A 25,008-nucleotide genomic window follows, 5' to 3' on the forward strand; every position below is an offset into this window, starting at 1 on the left:
GCGCACTGCTCGCGCCGGGCCAGCCCCGCGACCGTATCCGCTCGCCTGCGCCGCCGACACCCCCACACCCAAGCCGACCACCGAGAACAGGAACGTGGACCTCCCCTCCTACGCCACCGCCCTCGCCGCCCGCCTGCCCGGCGCCTGGACGGCCGAGCACCACCAACACCTCGATGCGGACATGGCCGACATCCTCTCGATGCTCGCCCTCGGCCCCATCCGGTTCGCCGACTTCCGCAACGCCTCCGTCCTCACCAGCCCCGACCGGCCGATCGGACTCCTCGTGGTCGAGGAACAGCACAACACCGGACACAGCTACACGATCCGCTCGACCGCGATGACCGACGGCAACTCCTACACCCAGCACGCGGTCGATGGAGAACAGCTCGAACTCTCCGTCCCCGCCGACCCGGCGACCGCAGCAGCCGACATCGAGCACACCCTGCTGCCCCTCCACGACCGACTCCAGGCCCGCCACCGGCTGGCCGTCCTCGAAGAAGCCCTCCGCGGAGCCCAACAGGCCCTCGACCACTGGGACTCGATCTCCGACGGTCTCTGCGACGAAGAAGGCTGGCCGCTGGACGAGCAGCTCTACGACGACGGCAAAGTCCGCCGCGACGCCACCGCGCTCGCCCACCTGCAGCGGGTCCTGCCCCACGCCGACGCCCTCCTCCAAGACGGCCGCGCCGCCCACCGGCTCCTGCCGCCCGGGCGGGAATCCGACCGCGCCGGCTACTACCTGCGCACCCTGGCCAGCGCCTTCGAGGACGCCAACCGGACCCTCGACCAGTGGAAGCCCACCCTGCAGTGCCACAGCCGGCCGGACGGGGCACCGATCGAGCCCGGCCACACCGCCGCGGTGGAGGAACGCAACGCGGAGTTGTGGTCGACGATCGACACCTGGCTCAACGCCGGACCTGTCCTCGCTGTTCTCCTGCGCGGCGCCGCCGTCTCCACCGCGCCGGCCAGCCGCACCGCCGCTGCGGAAGCGCGCTCACCCCGAATCCCCATGGCGGCCTCCGCCCTCGTCGTGCAGGTCCTGCGCGCTGAACACGCGCTGCCCGCCCCACCCCGAGCACCCCGTAGGTGACATCGGGTGCTCGCCGCGCAGAACCGGCGGACTCCGCGCAGCGGAGCAGGAGACATCACGGTCAGGTAACGATCGGCAGTATCGGGAATAAATTCGGCCAACACATGGTTTAATCCGGCATCTCTACGAAAGGGCTGCACTTGTCGGATTCGCCGAGACCTCACAACGGCCATGGCCCCAACGACCCGACCGAGCCGGCTGATCTCCCGCCGCTCGACCGCATCGAGTTCTCGATCCCCGACTTCCCCACCCTCTCGCAGGACAAGCCCGTGATCCGGGCGGTCCCGCACCACGACGAGCTGAACTCCCGCGGCATCGTGATCACGTGCGAGGAGTGCAAGGCCGGCCGCGACTGGCTGCTCCTCAGCATCCGCCGGCATGTCTTCGTCCGCTGCCGCTGCGGCCACGAGTGGCTCGAGGATGACCTGACGGTCGAGTACTTCGAGCAGCACTACTCGACGCCCACCGCCGCGTGGGATGACTTCGAGACGGCCATGGCCTCGACCGGCTACGACGGCTCCTGGGCGGGGATGTACCTCAACTGAACCGGCGGGCCGCAGCCGCCACCGGCGCTCGGACGGTCCCTGACCCGGCCCGGGTGGACTCCGCGAAACGACACGAAGGGGCGGCACCGCGAGAAATCGCGGTGCCGCCCCTTCACCGTTGCCCCAGCGGGGCGCCGCACCTACTGATCGTGGCGGCGGGCGAAGCCGTGCCCGTCCCTCTCGACCTGGCCGGAGCTCAGCAGCCGGGCAAGGCTGAGCCGGACGACGGCGACCCGCAGGCCGAGGCCGGCGGCAAGATCGTCAGGTGTGGCCGCACCGGAGGCCAGTGCGGCGAGCACAGCGCGGTCGGCGTCGGCATCGAGCCATCTGCTCACGCGGTGCAGCGCGAGTGCGGACACCCCGCACGCGGCGAGCTCAACGGCGGCCCATGCGCCGTCGTGGCGCAGGCCCGCCACGACGGCGACGGCACCGGACAGGGCGGTGAGAGCGATGAACACCACCGCCACGTCGCGCAGGCCGCGGCGGGAGATGTTCGGGTTGGTGGTCACGGAACCTCCTGGGGCAGGGGAGCGTAGCGGGACTGGGAGAAGAAGTCGCAGTCGGTACGGGGAGGGCGGATTCGGCAGATCCCGCACGGGCGCTCGGATTTGCCGGGGACAACGTGGTGGTGGCAGAAGGTTCGACCACCACCGTCGGCGCGCATCGGGTGGGCGACGACGAGTTCGGCGAGCTGGCCGGGATCGCTCCACCCGCAGTAGCCCTCGCGGGGATGGGGCCGCCCGTGTCCGCCGTCGATGCCGCCGACGGCCAGCAGGTAACGGTCGGAGGGGGCGAGGTAGGCCAGCACGTGGTAGCGGGTCCGCTCACCCGCACTGTTCGCGGGACCGTAGGCGGTGCCGAACGCGCGGGCGATGTTGCCGACACGGTCACCGCGCAGGTCGAGGGTCTCGGGTTCCAACGGGCCTCCGTGGTCGCGGTGCTCGACGCGGGGTGCGTCGATGACTGGGCCGCCGGGCCGGGGCGCGGCGGCGTGCGAGGAGGCGATGGTCAGCAGTGCGGGCAGCGCTGCCGGGGAATCCGGCGCTCAGAGGGCTCGACGACGGCCGGGACACGGACAAGCAGGGCCCGCGCGACGACCAACTGGAGGGTCATCAGAAGCAGCCCCACGCGGACGGCGGCGTGCTCGCTGAGCAGCAGCGCGTCGAGGGCCAGGCCCACGGCGGCGGCGCTGATCAGGTACTCAGCGAGGGCGAGGCGACGACGGGCAGGCAGGCGGAGAGTACGAGGGATGGCGCGTCCTTTCAGGAGGGCGACGAGGAGGTGGTGGCCGGGCGGGGGACGGAGCGGTCGACCATGGAGGTGAGAAGGTCGATCACCAGCTCGGCGGGAGTGTGCCGGTTGAAGGTGGCCCGCCAGCCGGGCTGCCGGGCGGTGCCGTGCAGCGCGATGATCCAGGTGTCGACGTGTCGATTGTCCGGCTGGTAGCCGACGTAGACCTGGGTGCACGGCGATGCGACCACTGCTGATAGATGGCACTCGATCAGCGCCATGAGCTGGTGTTGTGCCAGTTCCGAGCGGCATCTAAACGCATGATCGGCAGAATCTAGTTGGCATATTCGTACAGGGCGGTGCTGACAGCCTCGGCGCTGGTGTCGCCTGATTGTCGGGAACATGCACCTAGAGCTGGATCTTCGTCGTAGGTTGCTCGTTGATCGTGGGGCGGCGAAGGAGCGGGCGGTCATGGCGTTACGTGGTGGGCGGGCGGCGGCGGCGACTGTCCGGTGGTCGGATGCGCAAGGGCTGGAGGACCTTGCGCACCTGGACGCGGGCTTTCGCGGGTCTGCCGGTGAGCTGGCGCTGGAGTCGGGGTGGACGCGCCGGTGGACGACGACGTGGCGCTTCGGGCGGACGCCGGTGGTGTACGCGGTCCGGGATTTGGCCGAGGCTGAAGCGGAGATCGTCCGGAGCCGGCCGGTGCGGCGGTTCACCTGGCGGACCGGGCAGTGGCACCGGCCGGGCCTGGAGTACCTGGTGTCCACCGGCCGCCACCACGGCTTCGAGAGCTTTGAGGAGGAGAGCCTGCTCCTGGTGGCGGACTTCGCCGCGGACCTGGCGGAGGCGCTGTCCCAGCCGTTTCGGCTGCGGTTCGATTCGGCGGCCGGTTCGCGGGAGCACACTCCGGACTTCCTGCTGCTGACCGGGACGGGGCCGTGGCTGGTGGACGTGCGGCCGGGTGGCCGGATCCGCCCCGAGGACGCGCTGAGGTTCGCGGCGGCGGCCGAGGCGGCGCTTGCTGCCGGGTGGCGCTACAGCGTGGTGTCCGGCTGGCGGGAGAACGTGCCGGAGCTGGTGGACGCCCTGTCTGCCGGGCGGCGTCGGCTGAGTGACCCGCTCGGGCTGCAGGGCGAGTTGCTCGGCGCCGTCGCGGGCGGGCCGCTGAACTTCGGCGACCTGGTCGGGCGGTGCAGCGTGCCGGCCGTCGCCCGCGCGCACGCTGTGCACTTGATGTGGCACCGGCGTCTGGGTATCGACGTGTCGGCGCCGCTCACCGACGCGAGCCCGGTCCGTCTCGCTCCTGGTGACGCAGGGACGGGGGCGGCAGCTTGACGCCGGCGGCCTGCTGGGATCTCGCGCCTGGCATCGAGCTGATCGTGAACGGGTGCGAGTGGACCGTGGATGTGGTCCAGCCGCAGCTGGGGCGGGTGACGCTGGTTCGGGAGGGCGCCGAGCCCTGGACCACCTCGCTGCGGGAGTTGATGCACCATCCGCGCTGCCGCCCCTCCACGCGCACCCGGGCGGACCTGCCGGCGGCCAGCCGCGGCCGGCAGCCGAAGGCGCTCGCGGACCTGCCGCCGCAGCGGCGGGCGCTGGTCGCGCTGCGGATGGAACACCTGCTGGAGGTGGAGACCGGCTACCGCAGCGGCGATGCGCTGCGGCCGGCGGCTGGCGAGCCGCGTCCCGGCTACGACCCGGACACCACCACGCTGACCCAGCGCCGGCAGCACAAGGCGCTGGAGCTGCGGCAGGCCGCCGCGGCGGATCCAGACGGGGCCCGGGCGCTCGCGCTGGACAGGGTGAGCTACCGCACGCTGATCCGCTGGGACCGCGGCCGGATCCGGTTCGGCGCGGTGGGTGTGGCGGACGACCGGTGGCTGCGGGAGGCGACGGGGAGGCGTATCTCTCCCGCGGTGCGCGAGGCGCTCTTCGCGGTCCGCGCGGAGACGCTGCACCGCTCGAAGCTGACCGCCAAGGACCGCGAACGCCTCGTCCACCAGTACGTCCGGGAGACCCACGGGGCCCAGGAGCCGGTGCCGAGTTACGAGACCCTGCGAGTGGTGTGGCGGGAGTGGTTCGGCTCCACGGGCGCGCGCCAGCGCTACAGCCGCTCGGCGGCCCGGGTGCAGGAGAACGCGACCGGGCGGCACGTCGTGGTGCACCGGCCCGGGCAGGTCGTCGCGCTGGACACCACGATCCTGCCGGTGAAGGTCCGCGAGGACGTGTTCGGCGAGGCGGTGTCCGTTCACCTGACCCTGGCCCTGGACGTCTACACCCACTCGATCGTGGCGTTCCGCCTCACGCTGGTCTCCGACACGGCGGTCGACGTGGCGATGGTGCTGCGGGACGTGATGATGCCGCTGCCGATGCGCCCGGACTGGGGCGAGGACATGGAGTGGGCCTACCCGGGGGTGCCGGCCACGCTGGTCGCCGAGTTCGCCGGGCACGGGGTCGCCGGTCTGCCGTTCTTCGCCCCGGAGACCGTCACCACCGACCACGGCTCCGTCTACAAGAACCACCATGTCACCGAGGTGCAGCGCGTGATCGGGGCGAACATACGCCCGAGCCGGGTCCTTCGCCCGACCGACAAGCAGGCGGTGGAGCGGGCCTTCGGCGCGATCCAGTCACTGCTGTTCCGTATCCTGCCCGGCTACCAGGGCGTGGATGTGGCCGACCGGGGCGTGGACCCGGAGGGCGACGCGGTGCTGACGGTCGCCGAGATGGAACACATGATCGCCACCTGGATCGTCAAGGTGTGGCAGAACCGCCGATTCGGCGCATATGCCCCGAGCTGGGATCCGGCCGGGGACCACAGTCCGAACAGCCTGTTCGCCGCCTCGATGGTGCAGGGCGGGTTCGCGCTGCAGATCCCGCCGGCCGAGCTGTACTACCAGCTGCTGCCGACCCATCGCGTGATGATCCACGGCAAGCGCGGCGTGAAGATCAAGAACCTCTGGTACGACGGCGCCGCCCTGGACGACTACCGCTTCGCCGCCTCCGGGCGGGGCGGGGTGGCCCGCAACCGGTACGTCTTCCACCGCGATCCGCGTGACCCGTGCTTCGTGTTCTTCCAGGACCCGCGCACTCACGACTGGCACACCCTGCGCTGGACCGGTCTGCCCGAGGAGGGCCGGGTGCCGGCGTTCGGGGACGCCCGGGTGCGGGAGGTGCTGCGGGAGGTCCGCCGTCGCGGGATGGCGCCGAAGTCGGACGCCGAGCTGCTGCCGGTGCTGCTGGAGCTCATCGGCGCGAGCGTGCCGGTGGAGCAGTGGCCGGCCCGGCTGAGCCCGGGCCAGAAGGTGGAACACGCGCGGGAGGTCGCCCAGGTGGCCGCCGCCGCGGCCGACCGCCCGGTACCGGCACCGCAGGCGGCGCCGCCCGCCGAGGAGGCCGCCGGAGCGGGCGGCGCGACGGTGACGCCGCTCGCCTGGCGGGAGCGGGCCGAGACCGGCCAGTGCGCGGTGGACGCCGAGCGCCGGCGCCGGAGGGAGCAGGCGGTACCTGCCCGGCCGGTGCCGCCGCCCAGGCTGGGGGAGCGGCTGCGGGCGGTGAGCCTGCTCGCCCTGCCCGACGAGGACGACACCACGGTTGCGGAGGAGACCCGGTGAGCGGGAGCGAGGAGGGAACGGTGCCGGTGTTCCTGCCGGGCCCGCCGCTGGACCGCACGCACTGGCAGGGCTGGGAGCGGTGGCGGGCGAGCCGGGACGCGTTCGTGCCGGCGCCGCGGCTGACCGCGGCGCAGTACGCGCGGCTGAGCCCCAGGCAGGCCCGGATCCACGACCTGCACCGCCTGGCCACCCACAGCAGTCTGCCGGTGCAGGCCACCCCGATGAGCGAGGCCGTGGCCGACCTGGTCAAGACCCGCATCGAGGACGGCGCGTTCAGCCACAAGTGGGGCACACGCACCGGCGTGATGGTCAACGGCGGCGGCGCCCAGGGCAAGACCGAGACGGTGTGCGAGGCGCTCGCCGCGTTCGAGGACGAGTGGCTCCAGCTGCACGGGCAGGTCAACCCGGAAGCGATCGAGGGCACCCGGGACCTGCACGCCCCGGTGGCGTACGTGCGCTGTCCGGTCCGGGCGACGCCGATCTCCACCTGCCAGCGGATCCTCGACTTCTTCGGCGAGGACCACAAGGGCATGCGCCTGGAGGACCTCGTCCGCACCGTGAAGGACGCGATCTTCGCGCATGGTTCCAAGGCGCTGGTGATCGACGACATCACGAGGTTGAAGCTGCACCGGGAAGCGGACCAGGACGTCCTGGACCTGATCCGGGAGATGATGAGCATGCCCGTCACCCTGATCCTGGTGGGCGTCGGCATCCCGAACTCCGCGCTGCTGCGCGACGGGCGCCGGGACGCCAGGACCGGCCAGTGGATCTTCAAGCCGGTCCCGGACCGCGGCAAGAGCCCCAACGACCAGGCCGCCACCCAGCACGAACGGCGCTTCGACCTGATCGACCTCGACGCGTTCGGCTACGACACGCCCGCGCGGATCGCCGCGTGGACCGCGCACCTGGCGGGCCTTGAGCAGCATCTGCGGCTGCTGACCGACACCGAGGGCATGCTCACCACCGGTGGCATGCCCGAGTACCTGTTCCGCCGCACCGGCGGGGTGGTGGGGCTGCTGGAGAAGCTCATCCAGACCGGCTGCCGCCGCGCGATCCGCGATGGCAGCGAGCGGCTGACCATCGACCTGCTCGACGCCTTCACGGTCACCCCCACCGACCTGCCCGACCTGGACGCCGCCTCCGGCGAGCAGCCCCACATCCCCGCCCCGGCCAGGAGGAAGGCGGCGCGAGGGCGCAACACGGTCTTCGACGACGCCGGCCCCAGCGGGGCGGTGAGTTGACCACCGCCCCGGCCCCGCTCGCCCGCAGCCTCGCGCCCCTGCCGCAGGAATCCCTGGCCGGCTACGTCCTGCGGCTGGCCCACCGCCTTCGCCGGCCACCCGGGCGCATCGGCGTGCTGACCGGCCTCGCCCCCTACCGTTCGGGGCGCATGGTCCGCCTGCCCGCGCACCTGCTGGTCGACCTCGGGCCCGAGCGGGCGGCGGCGTTCGCCGCCGCCACCCGCCTGAGCCCACGCGAAGTCTCCGCCCTGGGACTGCGCCAGTACGCCGCCGCCTACCCGCCGATGGCCCAGGCCGGCACCCGCACCGACGGCCGGGTGGGCTTCAACGTGTGGGCGTTCACCACCGCCAGCCGCTTCTGCCCGGCCTGCCTGGCCGGAGACGGCAGCCCCATCCAGGACCTGCTCGGCGGTGCGTGGAAGGCCAGCTGGCACCTGCCCGTCGTCTTCGCCTGCAACCGCCACCGCCGACTGCTGGAACACCTGTGCCCGCACTGCCGGCGGCCCGCCAACCTCTCCTACGACGGGCGCGCCAGCGCCATCCTCCACCTGCACGGCGCCGGCCTGCACCCCACCCAGTGCCGCAACCTCGCCCCTAACGCGCAGTCGAGCAGGCCCCGCCCGCTGTGCGGCACCGACCTCACCACGCCCGATCCCGCCGTGCGGTCGCTCGCCCCGGCCCAGCTGACCACCGTGCTCGGGCTCCAGGAACGCCTCGACCACCACCTCGCCGCGGACACGGGCACCGGTTCGCTGTTCTTCCCGGACCTGGTGGCCGTCAGCCAGCTCATCAAGATCACCTGGCCCATCGCCGCCGACCTCGCACCGCTGCCCACCGCACTGGCGGACACACTCGACACGCACATCCAGGACGTACGCCGACGCACCGCCGACCTCCCCCACGGGCACAACGGCCGCGAGGTCATCGGCCCCCCGGCACCGGCCGCCGCAACGGCGGCCCTGCTCGCGATGAGCGAGCACCTCCTGGCCGAGCCGGACGCGGCCACCCTGCGCGAGGCGATGCAGGCCCTCGCCCGCACGGCGTTCGACACCGACCGGCTCCGCTACGCGGGGATCATCCGCCGCCGGCTGTCCACGCCGCTGGCCCTCGCCCTGTCGCGCCAGCAGTTCGGCTTCCACGCCACCGCCGGTGCCGGCACCTCCGGCGTCCTGCGGGTGGCCTCCCGCCCCTGCCTCTTCGCCCCCCGGCACGTCCCCCAGCTCCTGCCCACCGACTGGTACGAGCGCCACCTCGCCGGCTTCAGCGCGCACCTCACGGCCGCCAGCCGCAGCAACAGCCGCCTCGTGCGCCGGGCCGCCGCGCTGAAACTCGCCGAGATGACCCTGGGCGGCACCCGGGACGACGGGGCACGCCTGCTCGCCATCCCGCCCGGCCACGCCGTCTCCGGTTTCAAGCAGCTGCGGGCACGAACCCCGGACGCGCACTGGGGACAGTTCCTGGCCGCGGTGGAGGCGATCGCCGGCGAACTCGACCGGCACGACCGGCGGATCGACTACGCCCGGCGCCGCGCGGCGCTCAGCGCGTGGGCCATCCCCGAGGAGGACTGGGACGTCCTGGCCGCCGGCCTGCCCACCGCCCGCGCGATGCGGCTGCCGGCCTCGGTCCTGGTCTGGGCCCGCGTCACCGAGGGTGAATACCTGTTCAGTCCTCTGGTCCGTGCCGGCGGCACGGGGCCGCAGCTGGACGGCGGGGCCGATCTGGTGCGCGAGACGGTCCGCCTCCTGGGGGTGCGCAGGGGCGACAAAGCCCGCCTTTTGGCGCGCCTGGCCCCCTACGCCGACGAGCTCGCCGCCCGGTGCGACGCCCGGCCCGCGGCCGAATTCGCCACAGGACGGACCAGGTGACGGGCCGTCCGCTGGCCCGCAGCCTGGCCCCGCTGCCCGAGGAGTCGATGGCCGGCTTCCTGCTGCGGCTCTCCTTCCGGATCCGCCGCACCCCGGCCCGCACCGCCGAACTGGCCGGCCTCGGCCCGATCCGCAACGGCCGCCTGAGCACCGACCACCTCCTGGGCCTGGCACCGGTCACGGCCACGGCGTTCGCCGCCGCCACCCGCCTCACCCCACGCGAGGTCGCGGACCTGGGACTTCGACGCTTCGAAGACACCTATCCCGCGCTGAAGGCCGTACCCGCCCACAGCCGCCTCGCCACCGCGTTCTTCGCCCGCACCTGGGCCTTCACCCTCGCACCGCGCTACTGCCCGGCCTGCCTGGCCGGCGACGGCAGCCCCATCCAGGACCTGCTCGGCGGTGCGTGGAAGGCCAGCTGGCACCTGCCCGTCGTCTTCGCCTGCCCCGCCCACCAGCGCCTGCTCGCCCACGAGTGCCCGCACTGCGGCGGATCGTCCAACCCGATCCACCACCGCCGGGCAGCCCTGCTCCACCGGCCCGGCACACCGGGCATCCACCCGCTGGCCTGCCGCGGCGACGCCGCCGTGCCGGGCAGCAGCCGCCTTGGCGCCTGCGGGCCCGTCTGCGGCGCCCGCCTCGACCAGCCACCACCCGGGGCACACCCGCCACCTGCCACCGGCGGCGTCGGGAGGCTGATCGGCCTCCAGCAGCGGCTCCAGGCCCGGCTGCACCACGCCGGCCCAGCGCCCGGCGGGGCGTACTTCCCGGACCTCGCCGCCACCAGCCAGCTGATCGCACTCAGCTGGCCCGCCCCCGCCGACGGCCTCACCCTGGAGCCGTGGATGCTGGACCTCATCGACGACCACGTCCAGACCATCCGCGCCGGCGCCCAGGCCCCGGACCGGTGGACCGCACCCCAGGACAGCGCCACCTGCGGCGCCCTCCTGCTGGCCGCCGAACACCTTCTCGGCGACGAGCACGACCCGGGTGATGTGCGCGAGCGGCTCCAGCCCCTGGCCCAGGCCGCCTTCCGGCGCGACGCGAGCGCCTACACCGCGCTGCGGCGCAAGACCATCTCACCGCGTCTGGCCCGCGCGCTCGTGCGCCACCGGCACGGCTTCCACGCCGCCGGCCGCACCGAGAACGGCAGCGTGCGAGTCGCCTCCCGCGACTGCCGCTTCGGGCCCCAGCACGTCCCGCCGTACCTCCCCCAGCCCTGGTACGACCAGCACTTCGCCGACTTCGCCGACCGCCTGAACAACCCCACCAGCTACACACCCCGGCACCTGCGACGAGCCGTCAGCCTCAAACTCGCCGAGATGGCGGCCGGCGGCTCCTACTCCCAGTGCGCCCGCCTTCTCGGCATCCCCGTCGCCAAGGCCGCCAGCACGATGAACAAGCTCCGCCCGCAGATGGGCCCCACCCTGTGGCGGGACTTCGAGCACCGCGTGGACCAGATCGCCTGCCGCCTCGACGACGACCAGGCCCGCGTCGACTACACCCGGCGCCGCACAGCCCTCACCCACTGGCAGCTGCCCGCCGAACAATGGGCCGCACTCTTCGGCGACCTGAGCCCCCGCTTCCCCAGGATGGCCGGCGAGGAGGGACGGCTGACCGCCACCGTCCTGGTGTGGACCGACATCACCCAGGCCGAGTACACCCACAGCCCCGTGCTGGCCGGCCTGCGCGAGGCCGGGGCGGACTCCAGCCGGCTCGTCGACAACATCGCCCAGACCTACACCCCCGTCAACCAGAAGGCTGGCCGCCTCCTCCTGCGCCGGCGCATCACCGCTTACGCGGACCGCCTCGCCCAGCTCCTGGACCACGGACACCGGCCCGAGCAGCCGACGCAGTGAACGCCCCGTCGGACTACGGCCGCCGCTGAGCCAGGCTCCGGGGCTGTTGCCGGGGCGGGCCCTGGCTTGGTCAGGAGGATGCCCGACGCCTCGGCGCCGCAGCCGCAGGCCCCCCTGTCCAGGGCGCGAGGCGGAACGACGACTTGTTGTGCCACAGCCATCCGAACAGCAGCGCGGGCGGGTTCCTCCAGTAGGCGTTGAAGCAGTGCGGCGGCGGGTGGATGCACATCCGGTCCCGGCGGAAGCAGGCGGCTTCGAGCGAGTTGCACGAGGTGCACAGCAGGCCGCGTACAAGCCCCGTCCGGTGGTCGTGGTCGATGGCGGTGGGAGAGGCCAGGCAGCAGGCGCACCGGCCGCCCTGGAGTTCGAACAGCCGCCACCAGACGTACCAGCGCGGGATGACCTCGTCGTCCCAGCGCTCCGGCAAGGGTCCGTCCCAGGCTCGCTGTACGTAGGTGGGCCACGGCGAGGGGCCGCCGCAGCGTTGCGCGGGGGGAACGAGCGCCGCCATGATCGGCTCCCCCAGGTGTTCCGGTGCCAACGGCGTGCAGCCCGAGAAGCGGGGGCAGGCGAGGGTGCTCATGCCGCGCGCGCCCCACTGCGGGTCCCACAGGTGGAACAGGCCGGTGCGGGTCTCGTCCCGGCGGGCCAGTTCCGGAACCACGGGCTGCGAACGTACCGGATGGCCCTTGAAACAGGGTGTATAGCCCTTGGGGAACGGTGACGAGAAGCGCCGGACCGGGAGGTCGGAGGAAGAGGGGGATGCCACCGCAGAGACGATACGACCTGCTGTGATCTTGCCGGGGGACCTGCCCTGGAACCCGCGCGCCTTCGGCCCGAGCAGCACGGTGCAACCGCTGGCACCCGGCGCCAGCCGGCTGCGGCGGACTGTCCGACCAGGCGCCACAGGCGGCCCCGGATCACGATGCCGGGCCCATCGCCCTGGTGCCCGCTACGCCTGGCGGTCGGCGCCCGCGGGCGCTTTCACGCCCTTCTCGCCGCCGGCCGAACCGGGCCGCGACGGATCCGGTCGGGGCGGCCGTGGCTGTCCGGGTTGTCTGGTGGCTGCCGGATGGCGTCGACGACTTGCCGGGCCCAGTCGACGGGCCGTTCGTGGCCCAGGAGGTGGGAGAGGCGGTTCATGCGGGATTCGCGTTCTGCGGTGGGGGTGGTGAGGGCGCGGGCGAGTGTGCTGGTGAGGTCTTCGGGTGAGTGGGGGTCGGTGAGCAGGGCGGTGTCGCCGAAGGCGGCGGCGGCTCCGGTGTGGCGGGAGAGGACGAGGATGCCGGGGCGGTGGGTGGCGGGGCGGGGGTGGGCGGTCTGGGCGGCGACGAACTCCTTGGCGGTGAGGTTCATGCCGTCCTGGAGGGAGGTCACCCAGAGCACGTCGGCGGCCAGGTACTGGTCGACGACGTCGGGGAAGGGGAGGTGGGTGGGGCGGTAGTCGACGGGCTGCCAGCCGTCGTGGGCCCAGGTGGTGTTGACCTGGCGTACGCGTTGTTCGAGGAGGGCTCGGGTGGTGTCGTAGGCGGTGATGCCTGGTTCCGGTGGGGGGCAGATGAGGCGGAAGGTCACCTGGCCGCGCAGGTCGGGGCGGTTGGTGAGGAGGCGTTCGAGGGCGTCGACCTTCTGCACGGGGGCTTTGGCGTAGTCGAGACGTTCGACGGAGAGCACCAGGCGGTGGGCCGGCGGGGGCCCGGTGCGGGGGCGGGTGCGGACGATGGCCTCGATGGCGGGCCGGTCGATCCCCAGCGGGTGGACTCCGATGCGGGGCAGGGGGCGGGCGTTGCCGAGGGCGTTTCGGAAGTGTTCGGCGAAGGCGGCGGTGTGGAAGCCGGCCCAGTCGAGCTGGGCGAGGGAGGCCCGCAGCTGCGCGGCGACGGGCAGGGCGGCGAAGGTTAGTGCCGGGGGGAAGGGCGTGTGGTGGAACAGCCCCAGGCGCAGGTCGGGCCGCAGGGTGCGCAGGATTCCGGGCACGAGCCACAGGTTGTAGTCGTGCAGCCAGACGGTCGCGCCGGGCGCGGCGCGGTCGGCGATGTGCCGGGCGAAGCGGGCGTTGACGGCGCGGTAGGCGGCCCAGGACCGTTCCCGGAAGGCCATGCGGTGGGGCTCGGACATCAGGACCGGCCACAGGAGTTCCTTGCACGCCTGGTGGAAGTAGCCGCTCCACTGGTGTGCGCTCAGCGGCACGAGGGACAGGGGCGGCCCGTCGCGGCGGGCTGCGGGGGCCTCTTCCCCGGCCGGCGGGGCGGAGGGTGGCGCCTCGGCGGGGTGTGTGCGGGGGGCCGGGCTGGTGCCGGGGGTGGTGGCGGCGACCCAGATGCCGGGCAGGCCGTCGGCGAAGGCGCTGGTCAGGGTGGGCAGGATGCCGTTGGGGCTGGCGGGGGTGCGGGTGCCCGCGTTGCTGCGGTGGGCGGGCGGGCGGTGGTAGCCGACGACGAGTGCGTGCCCGCGCCGGCGGGGACGCCGGGGCGGGGTCACCCAGCCCAGGGTGTGCAGGGCCGCGAGGATGCCGCCCGCGCCCGCCTGGCTGGGGCGGTGGACGAGCGGGTCGTGGCCGACCGCGGTGCTCAGCGCGGGTTCGGCGCCGGCCACGATCACGCCGTGGGTGCCGAGGCGGAACAGGGACAGGTCGTTGAGCGAGTCGCCGGCCACCAGGATCGACCGCACCGGCCAGGCCCGCGCCTGCGCGAGTGCCCGCAGCGCGCCGCCCTTGGACGCGCGCGGCGGCAGGACGTCGAAGTAGTGGCCCGCCGAGTACTCCCACCTGCAGCCCAGCGCCTCCACGCTCGCGGTGAGCTCGGGGGTGAGGCCGTTGGGGGCGAGGTAGTACGAGCAGCGGCCCTCCTGCGTGACCGCGTGCTGGTAGGTGAGGGCGGGGAAGCCGGCGAGCGCGGCGCGTACCCGCTCCTGGCCCGGCCAGCCGGCGCGCAGCTGTTCCTGCAGGGGCTGGAGGGGGGAGAGGCCGGTGCCGTCGAGGACGGTGGCGCCGACGTCGGCGATGATCCACCGCGGGCGGGGGACGAGCGCGTCGTGCAGGACCTGGCGTACCGATGCCGCTCCCCGGCCGGTGGCGAAGACGACGCTCACCCCGGGGTGGCGGGCCAGTGCGTCGCGCAGCCGGCGCCGCTCGCCGGTGCCGCCGCCGAGCAGGGTGCCGTCCAGATCGGTGACCAGAATCCTCGACATCCGAGTGAAGCTAACACGACCACACCCGGTGGTGAAGTGTTCACGTCACGGCTGGGTGGGCGGGGTATGCGCCCTCCAGCCAGCCGGGCAGGTCCTTCGCGTGCAGGGCCGCGGTGGAGCCGGGGCCCGTCGTCGCCGCGGCCCCGCAGGCCGCCGCGGCGGCCAGGCAGGCGGGCATGTCCCAGCCGGCGAGCAGGCCGTGGACGAGGCCCGCGTTGAAGCAGTCACCCGCCGCCGTGGCGTCCACGGCCCGCACCGCGAGCGCCGCGACCTCGTACCGCACGCCGCCGTGGACGGCGACGGCCCCGCTGGCGCCGCGGGTGACCACGACGGTCGGGACCAGGGCCGCGAGATCCGCCAGCGCCCCGTCCACGGTGGCCGCGCCGGTCAGCCGCAGGGCCTCGGCGGCGTTGGGCGTGAAGACGTCGACCTCGGCGAGGACGCGCCGCACCCGCGGGTCCGCAAGCGTCGCCGGGGTGTCGTGGCCGTCCATCACCACCAGCGCCCCCGTCCCGCGCGCCGCCCGGCACGCCCCCACCGTCTCCTCGTCCCACCGCAGCTGAGGCAGCATCAGCACACGCGGCCGGTGGCACTCCACCAGCGGCACGAGCGCACGAGCGGGCACCGGGTCCTGATAGCTGACCATCGCCCGCTCACACGGCCCCGACAGGGCCACCGTCACACTGCGCACCGGGAAGGCATGGTGGCGAAAGCCCGCCTCGTCCAGCCCCTCCGCCCGCGCCGCCGCCAGCACCTGCGCACTGAACACGTCCGCGCCGAAGTCCGCGCCCCACACCACGCTGCGCCCCAGCCGGCGCACGGCCATGGCCAGGGTGTAGGCGCCGCCCGGCACCAGCGCGAGGCCCTCGGCGAACACCTCGCCATCCGGTACGGGCGGGTGCGGCAGGCCGTGGAAGACGAGATCGGCGAAGTATGCTCCCACGACGAGGACTTCACACCCAGGTGCTGCGCCGCCGCTCTCCATCCGGCGGAGCATACGCCCGCCCGCCCCGAGGGGGCCAGAGGCCCTCCGGGGGTGTCGCCGTGCTCCCTGGGGCGAACGCCTGCGCCAGGGCCCCGGCCCGCGACACGGCGCAACGCAAAGCGTTCGAGCCACTACGCTGAGTGGGACTTATTGGCGTGTGCCGGGCCCGGCCCGGCGTTGGGAGTCTCGTGTGATCACCGTCGAACGACGCAGGAGCGCCGCCGCCGCGGCCGTCGCCGTCCTCGCCCTGGCCGCCGGCGCGCTGGCGGCCCCCGGGCCCGCGAACGCCGCCGGCACCGACACCTGGTACCGCTACGCCTCCATCGCGCGGTGCAAGAGCGACACCGCGCACCACCCGGACGTCTGCTTCGGGCTCAAGGACGGCCGTTCCCTCGGCCTGGTCGACACCGCCCTCGCCGACGACGAGCGCCACCAGCGCGAGGGCACCTTCTACGACGACGAGCGGGAACTGCCCGCGCCCGAGGGCCCGGCCAACCCCGTCGTCGAGGTCTGGAACAACAGCGACCTGTACGGCTTCATCTCCACCAGGTCCGCCGCCGCAGCCGAGGCCCGGGGCGAGACGATCTACAGCATCGCCCCCCACCGTGACGCCACCGGACCCGCCGTCGACTGCTTCTGGCACGTTCTTCTCTCCCAGCCGAAGAACAAGGGTGTCCTCGTCGCCGACCCCGCCCATCCCGGCGCCGCCCCCAGCTACCCCACCACCGCCTACTGAGAAGGCGCCGGGCGCCTGCGCGCCCGCATCCCGCCGGGGTGCGGGCGGCGGGGCGCACCCCGGTGGGGCCGTCGTGCCGCCATGAGCCGCGTCCTGCGCGGCGGCCGGCTGCGGGGGCCCTGCGGGCCCTGGACGCCGGGCTTCCTGTTGCTGCCGCTGTCTGTCGGGTCAGCCGGTGCTGTTGCCGTCCAGTCGCAGGCCGCTGGTTCCCAGTCCTGTCGGGCCGCAGGGGATGCGGAGGGGCGCCGGCCGGCCGCGTTCCGGCCCTTCGGTCTTCGTGCCGTCCTGGTCGGGGTGGTACCTGGGCGAGAACTCCTCCCAGGTCTTCGTGGCGTCCGCGCAGATCTTGAAGTCCTCGTACGCCTCCACGCACGTCCGGTCTTGTTCGGTTGCCAGCAGCTCTCCGAGGGCCGTGATCAGGTGGGCGTAGTTGTCGTCGATCATGGCGGTCAGCTCTTCGTGGGTGAGCTCGTGTGCGCCAAGTGCGTTCCACTCGCGGGAGGCGGACTCCTTGGCGAGTGAGTACCGGTCGTTGACCAGGACCGTGTCGATCTCCAGCCAGTGCATGTAGTTGTGGAGTTTCAGGGCGCCGAATTTCCCGGACGGGAGCCCGTACAGGCTCCACAGGATGTAGTGCACGGGTACGATGCCCATGGTCCTGCTCTTCACCCTGCTGTACAGGAGATCACTCCGCTTGATCTTGCCTTGCAGCAGGCTTCCGGCGAGAAACTCACGGAACACGTCCGTGTATTCTTCGTAGGTTCCGGGAATATCACTCCGGATGTATTCCATGAACGCGTGAAACACTGTGTCCGCGCGACTGTCGTCGAGCAGTCGCACCAGATCCAGCCGGTGACGGTAGTCGTCGACGTAGAACGTCACCAGCATGGCGTGGTTCAGCGTGGCCAGCGTGCTGAAATCCCGCACTTTCGGGAAAGACATGACGGTCAGGTGCGTCTGGTCCTTCAGATGCTTCAGGTCAAGAAGCTGTGTGACGGGGAACCTGCGGCAGTACCAGTCGAAGAAAGCTTCCAAGACGTCGCGGTCCTGTGGCGCGACGTAGCGCAGTGCGTCCGCGCCGTCGACCGGGAGGGGCGCTTCGCCGGCCATCCTGCTGGTGCGCCAGAGCGCCGTCATCCACTGGTGATGGGCCTCCAGGCCGGAGCCGGGGGGCGCCTTCCGCGCCGCCTCCTCCGTCCGGGGGCCGGCGAGGTTCTGGAAGTCCGTCATCGTGTCTCCGCGCTCGATCGGCCAGCGGTGTGCGCCGGGGGCAGGGGGTGGGGCACGGTGGCGGCCCGCCCGAGGGCGAGGCGGCTTGTCCATGCGGCAGGCGGACCGTGCCGTACGGCTTGACGCTTGACCTGAGCAGTGTGGTCAAGCCCTGCCGTCACCCGTCGACGGATCTCGATACCCACTCCGGCCCAGCCGGAATCCGGCGGCGCCAACAGCGAGTTGACGTGCGCAAGGCTCAGCCCGGGCAGGTGCGGGGCGCGGACAGGGGCGGCGTGCTCGGGTCCGGGCCCTGGGGCTGCCCGTGGCGGGTGCCGCGGCCGGGTGGCCTCAGGGCGCTTCTCTGCACGGGCGGGACGGTTCGGCGTCGGCCGATGGCGGCCGGACGGTGCTCGGTGTTCGCCGCTGGTGGACTCGTTGCGGTTCCTCGGGCATCCGGGGTGTTATCCGGGCCGCCGGCGACGTCGCGTGGTCAAGGCCCAGGGGCGTGCGTGCGGCAAGGACGGTCGCCGGAGGAGCAGTTGGCGAACCGGACGCCGGCGGACGGAGGCCGGGCTCCGGTGGCAGAGCGCAGCGGGCCCGCCGGGCGGCCGCGGCGGTGGCCTCGCGGGTACGGTGCCGTCTGCGTGTTTCGGGCGTGCGCCGCGGGCGGCGGCCCGTGCCGCCGGCCGGGTCCGCGTGTGCCGGGCGGGGTGGCCCGCCTGCGGCCCGGCACACGGGGCGTGCGGGCTGTGGGACGGGCCGGCCCTGGTCGTGTCCTGCGGCACGCCGTTCGCGGGCCGGGCCGGCCGGAGGGCGGGTGGATCTGTCGGGTTAGGCGAACTTCAGGAAGAGGCGGTGCCTGCCGCCGTCGCCGCCGTTGAAGTCCCACCAGTCCTGTTCCATCCGCTGGAGGTCCATCAGGTATTCGCGGGAGAAGCCGATGGAGCGGGCGAGGACGAGGTCGTCGTCGTTGATGAACAGGCTGAGGAGGGAGCTGAGCAGGCCCGCGCCGACGGCGAGCAGGGCGGCCCAGGCGGCGGCCTTCCTCGTCTCGTTGTCGTAGAACTGGGAGATCTCGCTGGAGGTGTCCGCGGCGTGCTCGGAGAAGTCGGACAGGGCTTCGATCAGCTTGCTGTAGAAGCTGCCGGGGCTGCTGTCGGCCTCCCAGCACTCGAACTCGGTCGACAGGTGCCTGTCGACCGTGCCGCTGAACACGTAGGTCTCCTTGCGGTACGCGTAGTCGAACTGGTGGGTCTCGCCGGTGTCGACGGACCCGTACTCCCTGGTCTTGAACGACCTCCTGGCGGTGGTGTCGCTGCCCGCGCTCACTCCCCAGTAGATCTCGTCACTGCCGGCCTCCCCGGAGGACTCCCTCGTGGCCGTGAACCGGTACATGCGGATGTGCACGTCCAGCAGGCTCTGGGTGTCCGACTCCTGCCGCGGGGCGTTGAGGATGGTGATGCCGCGGCCGTACCGGGCCATGGCCGCGGTGTAGTCGTCGTTGTCGACCGGCTCGTCCTTGCCGAGCTTGCTGATGTCGACGACGCGGACGTTGTCCTGGGCGTTGATCTCCTGCGTCAGGGCGGGCAGGGCCGCGGTCAGGTCGGCGCTGCTGAAGCCCTTCTCCACCGGCACGTCCGTGATCGCCTGGGGGAGGACGGCGATCGACCCGCGGGCGACGGCTTCGCGGTAGGCCCGGCCGAAGGCGGGCAGTTCCTGTGCGGGCATGTACTTGCCCGCCTGGGTGATCAGGCGCTGCTCCAGGTCGGTCAGGGGCAGTCCCTGGTCGAGGCGCGCCGCGGCGTGCAGCAGGACCCCGAACAGGATGTTGCCGGGGCGGTTCATCCGCATCCGGTTGTCGGCGCGGCTGTGCGCCCGGGTGCCGGACAGGGCGGCGTTCAGGCGGTCCAGGCGTTCGGTGGCAGTCCTGGGTGCTCCGGGCATGGCGGACCAGCTCCTTGTTCTCCGGTGGACCGCTCCCGGGGCCGGGAGCGCGCTCCGCTGGGAACAGTAGGTGCGTGGCGGGGGCCGTTCGGGCGTCCTGCCGGCAGGACCACACGATCGTGTACACCTGCGGGCCGCCGGGGACACCGGATGGTCAAGGCCAAGGGGGCTGGGGTGCGGCAGGGACGGCCGCCGCGGGAGCAGTTGGCGGACCGGACGTCAGGGCGGAGGCCGGGCCCTGGCGGCAGAGCGCAGCGGGGGCGCCGGCTCCGGTGGCGTTGTCTTCGGTCGTCGAGTCGGACTCGGCTGCGGCTGGGGGAGTCGCGTGCTGGCCGGTGCCTGTGACGGGCTGTCGAAAGGGGGGGGCGGCCGTCGTCACCGGGCTGTGGCCGGTGCCGTCTCCCCCGGCGTGGGGACCGGACCCGGGGCCGGCCAGGCCGGGGCAGGCCCGAACCCGGGCGTGCCGGCCGGGGCGTGGACGGTGTGCGGCGCTCGCGATGATGGTCACGGCTGGCCGGGTCCGTCCCGGGCGGACCCGGGGCGGCGAGGCGCGCGCCGGTGTGCGCGGCGGGCGGGTGAAGGGTGCCGCCACCCCGGCGCGCGTCACGTGGTCAACGGTTCCCGGCGGTCAGTCAGCTTCCTCGAAGACGACGCGGATGTCCGACATCGAGTCGATCTTCGTCTCCGATTCGAGAATGCTCGCGCGGGCGGAGACCGGCGGTCCCGCGATCTCGATGGAGGCCGTGCGGTTGTTGAAGCCGCCCAGCGTCGGGGCGTCGCCCGTGACGCGGTGCTGCTCGCCGTCGAAGTCCGTACCGGTGTAGAGGGTGGCCGTCCATCCCTGGGGGGCGCGGGCCGAGGAGATCGAGGACTCCGTGCCGATCTGGTGCCGTCCGATCCCCAGCTCCCTGCTCGCGCCTTTGTGGTTCTCCTCGGAGAAGAACACCGCCTCCGCCACAGCAACCTTCCCGGCCATCAGTGATATTGACGGCCCCGACCAGTCGTCGGCCGGCCTGGGTGCCCGGCGCTCCGGTGCGCAGTCCCCGGCCTGCCCGGAAGTGCCGGATGCGATCACCCGGCGGTCCCGGTTTCGCTACGCTCCGGAATTGAAGTAGCGGCCCCGCCGTGCCTTGTCGTCGTCAACGGCGGCTGCGGTGCCGGGGCCTGGCCCGTGTCGTGTCGTCTCCTAGTCCGGTCGGAGTGTGTCAATGAGTTATGTGGACGAGCAGTCCACGGGGGGGCTGTGGGTGTCGTCGGGTGATACTGCGGTGCCGGTCTTCCTCGGGGACTTCGGGAGGGCGTTCGAGGGTGTGGTGAGGGTCGACAGCCTGCTCCACTTCCTCCAGACCGCAGGGGGCGGCGTCCTGGCCGCAGCCGCGGGCGGTGTCGTGCGCGGGTACTTCGACAACGGCGGCGGTTTCTGCTACCTGGCCGACACCTCCGGCCGGAGCGTGCGGGAGGCGCTGGCCGGGGTCGGTGCCTTCGGCGATGTGACGGTCCTGGTTCCGGTCGGCCTGTGGGACCGGGGTGCCGACGCGGCCGGGGAGCAGGCGCGGGCGGTGGCGGCGTACGCGGCCGGCCGCCGGGCGATGGCGATCTTCCACGCCGGCCGGGACCACGACGCCCACGAGGCCCGCGACGCGGCGTTGGCGTTCGGGCTGACCGCGGACCAGCGCGCCCACGCCGTCCTCTACCACCCTTGGCTGGTCCCGTCCGGGGACCAGTCCCAGCCGGTGCCGCCCGTGGGCGCGGTCGCGGGCGTGTGGTCCGCGGTCGACCGCGACCGCGGGGTGTGGGTCGCGCCGGCCGACGTCGGCATCAGGGCCGCTCGTGCGGCCCGGAAGGTGACCGAGCAGGAGCTGGGCGGCGCCCAGCCGGTCAACTTCCTGCACGAGACCGGCGGCAGGGGAACGGTCGTCACGGGCGCCCGGACGCTCGATGACACCGGCGGCACGTGGGCGCAGATTCCGGTCCGGCGTCTGGCCGACACGGTCGGACGTGACCTTCAGAACGCGCTGAGCATGGCGGTCTTCGAGACGAACACCCAGCCGACGTGGACGCGGGTACAGGCTGCGGCGGACACTTACCTGCACGGCCTGTGGCGGCGGGGCGCGCTGGCGGGGAGCACGTCGGCGGAGGCGTTCAGCGTCCGGGTCGGAAAGGGCGTCACGATGACCGACCAGGACGTCGAGGCAGGCCGGATCATCCTGACGGTCGGCTTCGCCCCTGTCCGCCCCGCCGAGTTCGTCACCGTCACCGTGACCGCGATGACCGCCGAGGTCTGAGCGGCCCGGCTCCCCCGGCCGCCAGGACCGCGGCGCCATGAGCACCGTGGTGCCCGTGACGCCGCGGGCGCGGTCCCCCCTTGTCCGCCAGTTCGCCGGCCCAGGCCCCGAACGGTACCGCGAGCGGAGCCCCGGGACGGCTCGCGCCCTCACCAGAGGGCGGCCTGTGCCTGTGGACGGGCACCACCACCGGCCCCGGCCGTCTGGTGCGCCCGCCGCCCGGCGGGGTGACTGCCGGGGGATTCCCGGGCAGCCCCGTTCACGGCGCTGAGCCCGCCGGGCTTCGCGCGGGCCGATGACGGTGCCGTGCCGCGAGGGCACCGGGCCCGGTGGGTTCAGGCGTGCTGTTCGGGGCGGTGGGCGACGGTGAGGGCGTCGGTGAGGGTGAAGGCGTCGGTGAACAGGGCGCGTCCGACGAGGGCGCCCGCCACGCCCGCGGGCGCGAGGGCGGTGACGGCGGCCAGGTCGTCGAGGGTGGCGATGCCGCCCGCGGCGAGCACGTGGGCGTCGGTGCGGGCGGACACCTCGCGCAGCAGGTGGAGGTTGGGGCCGGTCAGAGTTCCCTCGCGGCCGACGTCGGTGACCGCGTAGCGGGTGCAGCCCATGCGGTCGAACCGTTCGAGGGCCTCCCACAGGCAGCCGCCGTCGGCCATCCGGCCGTGCCGCGCCACGCGGGGCCCCTCGGCGGTGATCCACACGGGCAGGGTGACGCCGATGCGCTCGCCGTGCTCGGCGATGGCCTTCGCGCACCACGTGGGGTCGTCGAAGGTGACGGTGCCCAGGTTGAGGCGGGCGCAGCGGGTGGCGAGCATGCGGGCCAGGGAGTGGTCGTCGGTGACGGTGTGGCCGGCGGCGACCTGGATGTTCAGGCCGGTGTGCTCGGCGATGCGGTCGATGAGGCGCAGGTCGAAGGACAGTCCCCAGGAGGTGAGGGGCAGCAGGTGGAGCCACTGGGCGCCCTGCTCCTTGAAGGCGGCGGCGGTTTCCATCGGGTCGGTGCGCCGGGGTTCGGGGACGACTTCGCCTCTGAGGAGGTGCATGACGCGGCCGTCGCCGACGTGGATGGACGGCAGCAGGGTGAACGGCATCGCGGCCCCGTTTCGTCGTCTCGTCCCCGGGCGCGGTGGTTGCGCCCGGGCGCGGCCCGCGGGCGGGCCGCGGGGACCTACCTGCCCTCCGCCTGGAGGGGGGAAACCGGGGGGCAGGCTGGTGGCCGAGAGCCCGGTCTTGCCGTGCGGGGCGAAGGCGTGCGCGGCCTTCACCCGGCCTGCCGGGCACTGTGTGCGGCCTTGCGGGGGCCCGTCCCGGGTCTGGCCCGCCGTGTGGTGGCCGGGTCTGTGCGCGGGATCGTTACTGCGGGCGCGGCGGGATCGTTCACACGGCATGAAGCCCGCCAGGAGTGCCCTGACCGCCGCCGTTTTCCTCGTCCCGCTGATCGCTGTTCCGCCTCTGGGCGCCCCTGCCCACGCTGCGGCCGGTCAGGATCTGCTGGAGGGCTGCCCGCCCGGCGACGTCTGCAGTGTTTCCGTCTCGGATGAGGTCAGGGTCTGGCTGCCGACATGGGAGTCGGACGGCCTCTCCGGCCTTCCCGCGTCCTTCTAGGGCGCACACCCGGTGGCGGGGCAGCCTCGACGGGACCTGTCCTGAGCGCCGCGCCGCACGACACAGGGGCGGCGTGCCGCCGAGGGCCCGCTACGGCAAGCGGCGCCTTCGCGGGCGCCGGGAGCCCCGGCACCGGGGACTGCGTGTGGTGCCGGCGGTGCCGTCGCCGCCGGCAACGGCACCGGCCACCGCGCTGGAGGGCGTGAAGGCCGGCTGCACCGCGGGCGCACCGCCTCGCCGACGACGGGCCGCGCGGTCGCCGTCCGGTCCCGCCCGCGCCCGTGTGCGCGGGCCCTACAAGAGCAAGGAGTGGACATGACGTTCGAACCCGGCAGGACCTACCTCGTGCGGAACAGGGCGAGCGGGCTGTACGTGACCCCGCGGTCGTGGAGCACCGGCCCAATCCAGCTTCAGCAGTACGGGCTGCAGGGCGATGGCCTGCGGGCCATGCAGACCTGGCATCTGATGCCGCTGGACAACGGCGATGTGGTGTTCGTGAACAAGGTGACGGGCCTGTGCTTCAACGTCGACGGCGACGGCACCTCCGCCTCGCTCGGCGTGGAGCAGTACCACATCCGTCCCCCGGAGCAGAAGCCGTCGCAGACGTGGAGGCTCACCGCCCAGCCGGGCGGCGCTCACCTGGTGTCGAACGTGAACAGCGGCCAGTACCTGACCGTCGCGAGCTGGAGCACCTCGCCGTCCGCCGGGCTCCAGCAGTACGACCGGGCACCCGCCGACAAGCGGGAGCACCAGTGGTGGGAGCTCGAAGCCGAGGACGAGTACCCCGAGATCACGGGCCTGGACCGGGTGGACACGGACCCCAACGGCATCGGCGACGTGGTGAGGATGGACGGCTTCACGCAGCCGGCCCAGGACCGGACCCCGGAGACGCTCGTCGGCCAGGCGGTCATGCCGTTCTTCGCGGTCAAGGACTCCTCGCCGCGGTGGCAGCTTGAGAACAGCCCGTACTACGTGCTCCGGCGGTACGGCTACTGGCAGCAGGTCTACTTCTACGAGCACTCGGGCACCCACCAGAAGACGGAGACGAAGAAGGAGACGGTCGGGCTCGTCACCAGCAACGCCAGGGCGGTGGAGTCGACCACCAGCATCTCCGTCACCGCCGAGGCAGCGTTCGCCGTCAAGGGCTTCTCCTCCGCCATGAGCACGACGCTGAGCCGTGAGCTGAAGGTCACCACGTCCAGCAGCGAACAGCACGAGCACGCCCGCGAACACGAGATCGTGCGGACCTACCAGGGGGACGGCCGCCGCCTCGCCGAGTGCCTGTGGTTCCGCGGCGACCACTACGTGCTGGAGCGCATGAACGGCGAGTTCGTCATGGACTGGCGCACGCTGACCGAGGCGCGCTCCGTCCTGGACGCCTACACGGGCTGAAGCGGACGGGCGCGGCGGGACCTGGCCCTGCCGCGCCCGTCGCCGGCTCGCCGTCCGGCCGCCGCACGCGCTGACAGGTGGAGCGGACGCCCCGGAAGCGGGCAGGCGGGCACTTACGGACAGGGAAGGACGTCCGGCAGTCCAAGGTCGGTGACACGATCACCTCGATGCACAAGGGCGCCACCGAGCCGCTCGGCGGCTACAAGGACCCGCGCCCGA

Annotated in this window: 21 protein-coding genes; 10 read left to right on the forward strand and 11 right to left on the reverse strand. The window is 73.1% G+C overall.

Annotated features, from left to right (window positions below; translation table 11 throughout):
- The first annotated feature begins 94 nt into the window (after nt 1–94).
- Nucleotides 95–1,090 carry a hypothetical protein gene (locus AB0E96_RS01270; protein WP_359817112.1) on the forward strand — a complete coding sequence of 332 codons (996 nt, stop codon included), beginning with the start codon at nt 95–97 and terminating at the stop codon, nt 1,088–1,090.
- 140 nt (nt 1,091–1,230) lie between these two features.
- Nucleotides 1,231–1,635 carry a hypothetical protein gene (locus tag AB0E96_RS01275; RefSeq protein WP_359817114.1) on the forward strand — a complete coding sequence of 135 codons (405 nt, stop codon included), beginning with the start codon at nt 1,231–1,233 and terminating at the stop codon, nt 1,633–1,635.
- 140 nt (nt 1,636–1,775) lie between these two features.
- Here AB0E96_RS01275 and AB0E96_RS01280 read toward each other — a convergent pair whose 3' ends face one another.
- The 4 genes from AB0E96_RS01280 to AB0E96_RS01295 all read right to left on the reverse strand — a co-directional run bounded on the left by AB0E96_RS01280 (nt 1,776) and on the right by AB0E96_RS01295 (nt 3,146).
- Complete coding sequence (locus AB0E96_RS01280; RefSeq protein WP_359817116.1) at nt 1,776–2,144, reverse strand: hypothetical protein; 369 nt, start codon at nt 2,142–2,144, stop codon at nt 1,776–1,778.
- The gene (locus AB0E96_RS01285) at nt 2,141–2,554 is read right to left on the reverse strand and encodes a hypothetical protein (protein WP_359817117.1); all 414 of its coding nucleotides are present in this window, start codon (nt 2,552–2,554) and stop codon (nt 2,141–2,143) included. The genes AB0E96_RS01280 and AB0E96_RS01285 overlap by 4 nt, the downstream gene beginning before the upstream one ends.
- 89 nt (nt 2,555–2,643) lie before the next feature.
- Nucleotides 2,644–2,814, reverse strand: a complete 171-nt coding sequence (locus AB0E96_RS01290) for a hypothetical protein (protein WP_189277789.1) — start codon at nt 2,812–2,814, stop codon at nt 2,644–2,646.
- Nucleotides 2,815–2,897: 83 nt separating this feature from the next.
- On the reverse strand, nt 2,898–3,146 hold the full coding sequence (locus tag AB0E96_RS01295) for a DUF317 domain-containing protein (protein ID WP_359817119.1): 249 nt from the start codon (nt 3,144–3,146) through the stop codon (nt 2,898–2,900).
- Nucleotides 3,147–3,267: 121 nt separating this feature from the next.
- On the opposite strand from AB0E96_RS01295, the gene AB0E96_RS01300 reads away from it, so the two are divergent.
- From AB0E96_RS01300 to AB0E96_RS01320, 5 genes are read left to right on the forward strand one after another with little or no spacing between them, the layout of a single operon-like run.
- A complete protein-coding gene (locus AB0E96_RS01300; RefSeq protein WP_359817121.1) occupies nt 3,268–4,203 on the forward strand; it encodes a TnsA-like heteromeric transposase endonuclease subunit in 936 nt (311 codons plus the stop codon).
- 44 nt (nt 4,204–4,247) lie between these two features.
- On the forward strand, nt 4,248–6,479 hold the full coding sequence (locus tag AB0E96_RS01305; RefSeq protein WP_359817123.1) for a transposase: 2,232 nt from the start codon (nt 4,248–4,250) through the stop codon (nt 6,477–6,479).
- The gene (locus tag AB0E96_RS01310) at nt 6,476–7,720 is read left to right on the forward strand and encodes an AAA family ATPase (protein WP_359817125.1); all 1,245 of its coding nucleotides are present in this window, start codon (nt 6,476–6,478) and stop codon (nt 7,718–7,720) included. The genes AB0E96_RS01305 and AB0E96_RS01310 overlap by 4 nt, the downstream gene beginning before the upstream one ends.
- On the forward strand, nt 7,717–9,585 hold the full coding sequence (locus AB0E96_RS01315; protein WP_359817126.1) for a TniQ family protein: 1,869 nt from the start codon (nt 7,717–7,719) through the stop codon (nt 9,583–9,585). The genes AB0E96_RS01310 and AB0E96_RS01315 overlap by 4 nt, the downstream gene beginning before the upstream one ends.
- Nucleotides 9,582–11,444 (forward strand): TniQ family protein, encoded by a 1,863-nt coding sequence (locus AB0E96_RS01320; RefSeq protein ID WP_359817127.1) that lies wholly within the window; start codon nt 9,582–9,584, stop codon nt 11,442–11,444. The genes AB0E96_RS01315 and AB0E96_RS01320 overlap by 4 nt, the downstream gene beginning before the upstream one ends.
- 70 nt (nt 11,445–11,514) lie before the next feature.
- On the opposite strand, the gene AB0E96_RS01325 is transcribed toward AB0E96_RS01320, so the two are convergent.
- The 3 genes from AB0E96_RS01325 to AB0E96_RS01335 form a co-directional block, all read right to left on the reverse strand.
- Nucleotides 11,515–12,108 carry an endonuclease domain-containing protein gene (locus AB0E96_RS01325; protein ID WP_359817129.1) on the reverse strand — a complete coding sequence of 198 codons (594 nt, stop codon included), beginning with the start codon at nt 12,106–12,108 and terminating at the stop codon, nt 11,515–11,517.
- 320 nt (nt 12,109–12,428) lie between these two features.
- Nucleotides 12,429–14,633, reverse strand: a complete 2,205-nt coding sequence (locus tag AB0E96_RS01330) for a trehalose-6-phosphate synthase (protein ID WP_359817131.1) — start codon at nt 14,631–14,633, stop codon at nt 12,429–12,431.
- Nucleotides 14,634–14,673: 40 nt separating this feature from the next.
- Nucleotides 14,674–15,576 (reverse strand): carbohydrate kinase family protein, encoded by a 903-nt coding sequence (locus tag AB0E96_RS01335; RefSeq protein WP_359817133.1) that lies wholly within the window; start codon nt 15,574–15,576, stop codon nt 14,674–14,676.
- A 232-nt stretch (nt 15,577–15,808) separates the two neighbouring features.
- On the opposite strand from AB0E96_RS01335, the gene AB0E96_RS01340 reads away from it, so the two are divergent.
- Nucleotides 15,809–16,354 carry a hypothetical protein gene (locus AB0E96_RS01340; protein WP_359817135.1) on the forward strand — a complete coding sequence of 182 codons (546 nt, stop codon included), beginning with the start codon at nt 15,809–15,811 and terminating at the stop codon, nt 16,352–16,354.
- Nucleotides 16,355–16,522: 168 nt separating this feature from the next.
- Here the strand turns inward: AB0E96_RS01340 and AB0E96_RS01345 are convergent, their stop codons facing one another.
- The 3 genes from AB0E96_RS01345 to AB0E96_RS01355 all read right to left on the reverse strand — a co-directional run bounded on the left by AB0E96_RS01345 (nt 16,523) and on the right by AB0E96_RS01355 (nt 20,486).
- Nucleotides 16,523–17,584 (reverse strand): hypothetical protein, encoded by a 1,062-nt coding sequence (locus AB0E96_RS01345; RefSeq protein ID WP_359817137.1) that lies wholly within the window; start codon nt 17,582–17,584, stop codon nt 16,523–16,525.
- Between the two features lie 813 nt (nt 17,585–18,397).
- Nucleotides 18,398–19,510: a hypothetical protein gene (locus AB0E96_RS01350; protein WP_359817139.1), complete on the reverse strand. Its 1,113-nt coding sequence runs from the start codon at nt 19,508–19,510 to the stop codon at nt 18,398–18,400.
- A 628-nt stretch (nt 19,511–20,138) separates the two neighbouring features.
- Nucleotides 20,139–20,486, reverse strand: a complete 348-nt coding sequence (locus AB0E96_RS01355; protein WP_359817141.1) for a hypothetical protein — start codon at nt 20,484–20,486, stop codon at nt 20,139–20,141.
- 232 nt (nt 20,487–20,718) lie between these two features.
- Here AB0E96_RS01355 and AB0E96_RS01360 point away from each other — a divergent pair, with 232 nt between their 5' ends.
- Nucleotides 20,719–21,795 (forward strand): phage tail sheath C-terminal domain-containing protein, encoded by a 1,077-nt coding sequence (locus AB0E96_RS01360; protein WP_359817143.1) that lies wholly within the window; start codon nt 20,719–20,721, stop codon nt 21,793–21,795.
- Nucleotides 21,796–22,130: 335 nt separating this feature from the next.
- On the opposite strand, the gene AB0E96_RS01365 is transcribed toward AB0E96_RS01360, so the two are convergent.
- Nucleotides 22,131–22,883: a HisA/HisF-related TIM barrel protein gene (locus AB0E96_RS01365; protein ID WP_359817145.1), complete on the reverse strand. Its 753-nt coding sequence runs from the start codon at nt 22,881–22,883 to the stop codon at nt 22,131–22,133.
- A gap of 829 nt (nt 22,884–23,712) precedes the next feature.
- On the opposite strand from AB0E96_RS01365, the gene AB0E96_RS01370 reads away from it, so the two are divergent.
- Nucleotides 23,713–24,789, forward strand: a complete 1,077-nt coding sequence (locus AB0E96_RS01370; RefSeq protein WP_359817147.1) for an RICIN domain-containing protein — start codon at nt 23,713–23,715, stop codon at nt 24,787–24,789.
- The last annotated feature ends 219 nt before the right edge of the window (nt 24,790–25,008 follow it).

Origin of the sequence: Kitasatospora sp. NPDC036755, from assembly GCF_040636595.1 — a bacterium.
In the GTDB taxonomy this organism is placed as follows: Bacteria; Actinomycetota; Actinomycetes; order Streptomycetales; family Streptomycetaceae; genus Kitasatospora.

Excerpts from the sequence above, each read along its gene's own strand:
- AB0E96_RS01300 (WP_359817121.1), top strand. The coding sequence starts at position 3,268 with ATGCACCTAGAGCTGGATCTTCGTCGTAGGTTGCTCGTTGATCGTGGG.
- AB0E96_RS01355 (WP_359817141.1), bottom strand. The coding sequence starts at position 20,486 with ATGGCCGGGAAGGTTGCTGTGGCGGAGGCGGTGTTCTTCTCCGAGGAG.
- AB0E96_RS01345 (WP_359817137.1), bottom strand. The coding sequence starts at position 17,584 with ATGACGGACTTCCAGAACCTCGCCGGCCCCCGGACGGAGGAGGCGGCG.
- AB0E96_RS01295 (WP_359817119.1), bottom strand. The coding sequence starts at position 3,146 with ATGGCGCTGATCGAGTGCCATCTATCAGCAGTGGTCGCATCGCCGTGC.
- AB0E96_RS01360 (WP_359817143.1), top strand. The coding sequence starts at position 20,719 with ATGAGTTATGTGGACGAGCAGTCCACGGGGGGGCTGTGGGTGTCGTCG.
- AB0E96_RS01330 (WP_359817131.1), bottom strand. The coding sequence starts at position 14,633 with ATGTCGAGGATTCTGGTCACCGATCTGGACGGCACCCTGCTCGGCGGC.
- AB0E96_RS01365 (WP_359817145.1), bottom strand. The coding sequence starts at position 22,883 with ATGCCGTTCACCCTGCTGCCGTCCATCCACGTCGGCGACGGCCGCGTC.
- AB0E96_RS01350 (WP_359817139.1), bottom strand. The coding sequence starts at position 19,510 with ATGCCCGGAGCACCCAGGACTGCCACCGAACGCCTGGACCGCCTGAAC.
- AB0E96_RS01370 (WP_359817147.1), top strand. The coding sequence starts at position 23,713 with ATGACGTTCGAACCCGGCAGGACCTACCTCGTGCGGAACAGGGCGAGC.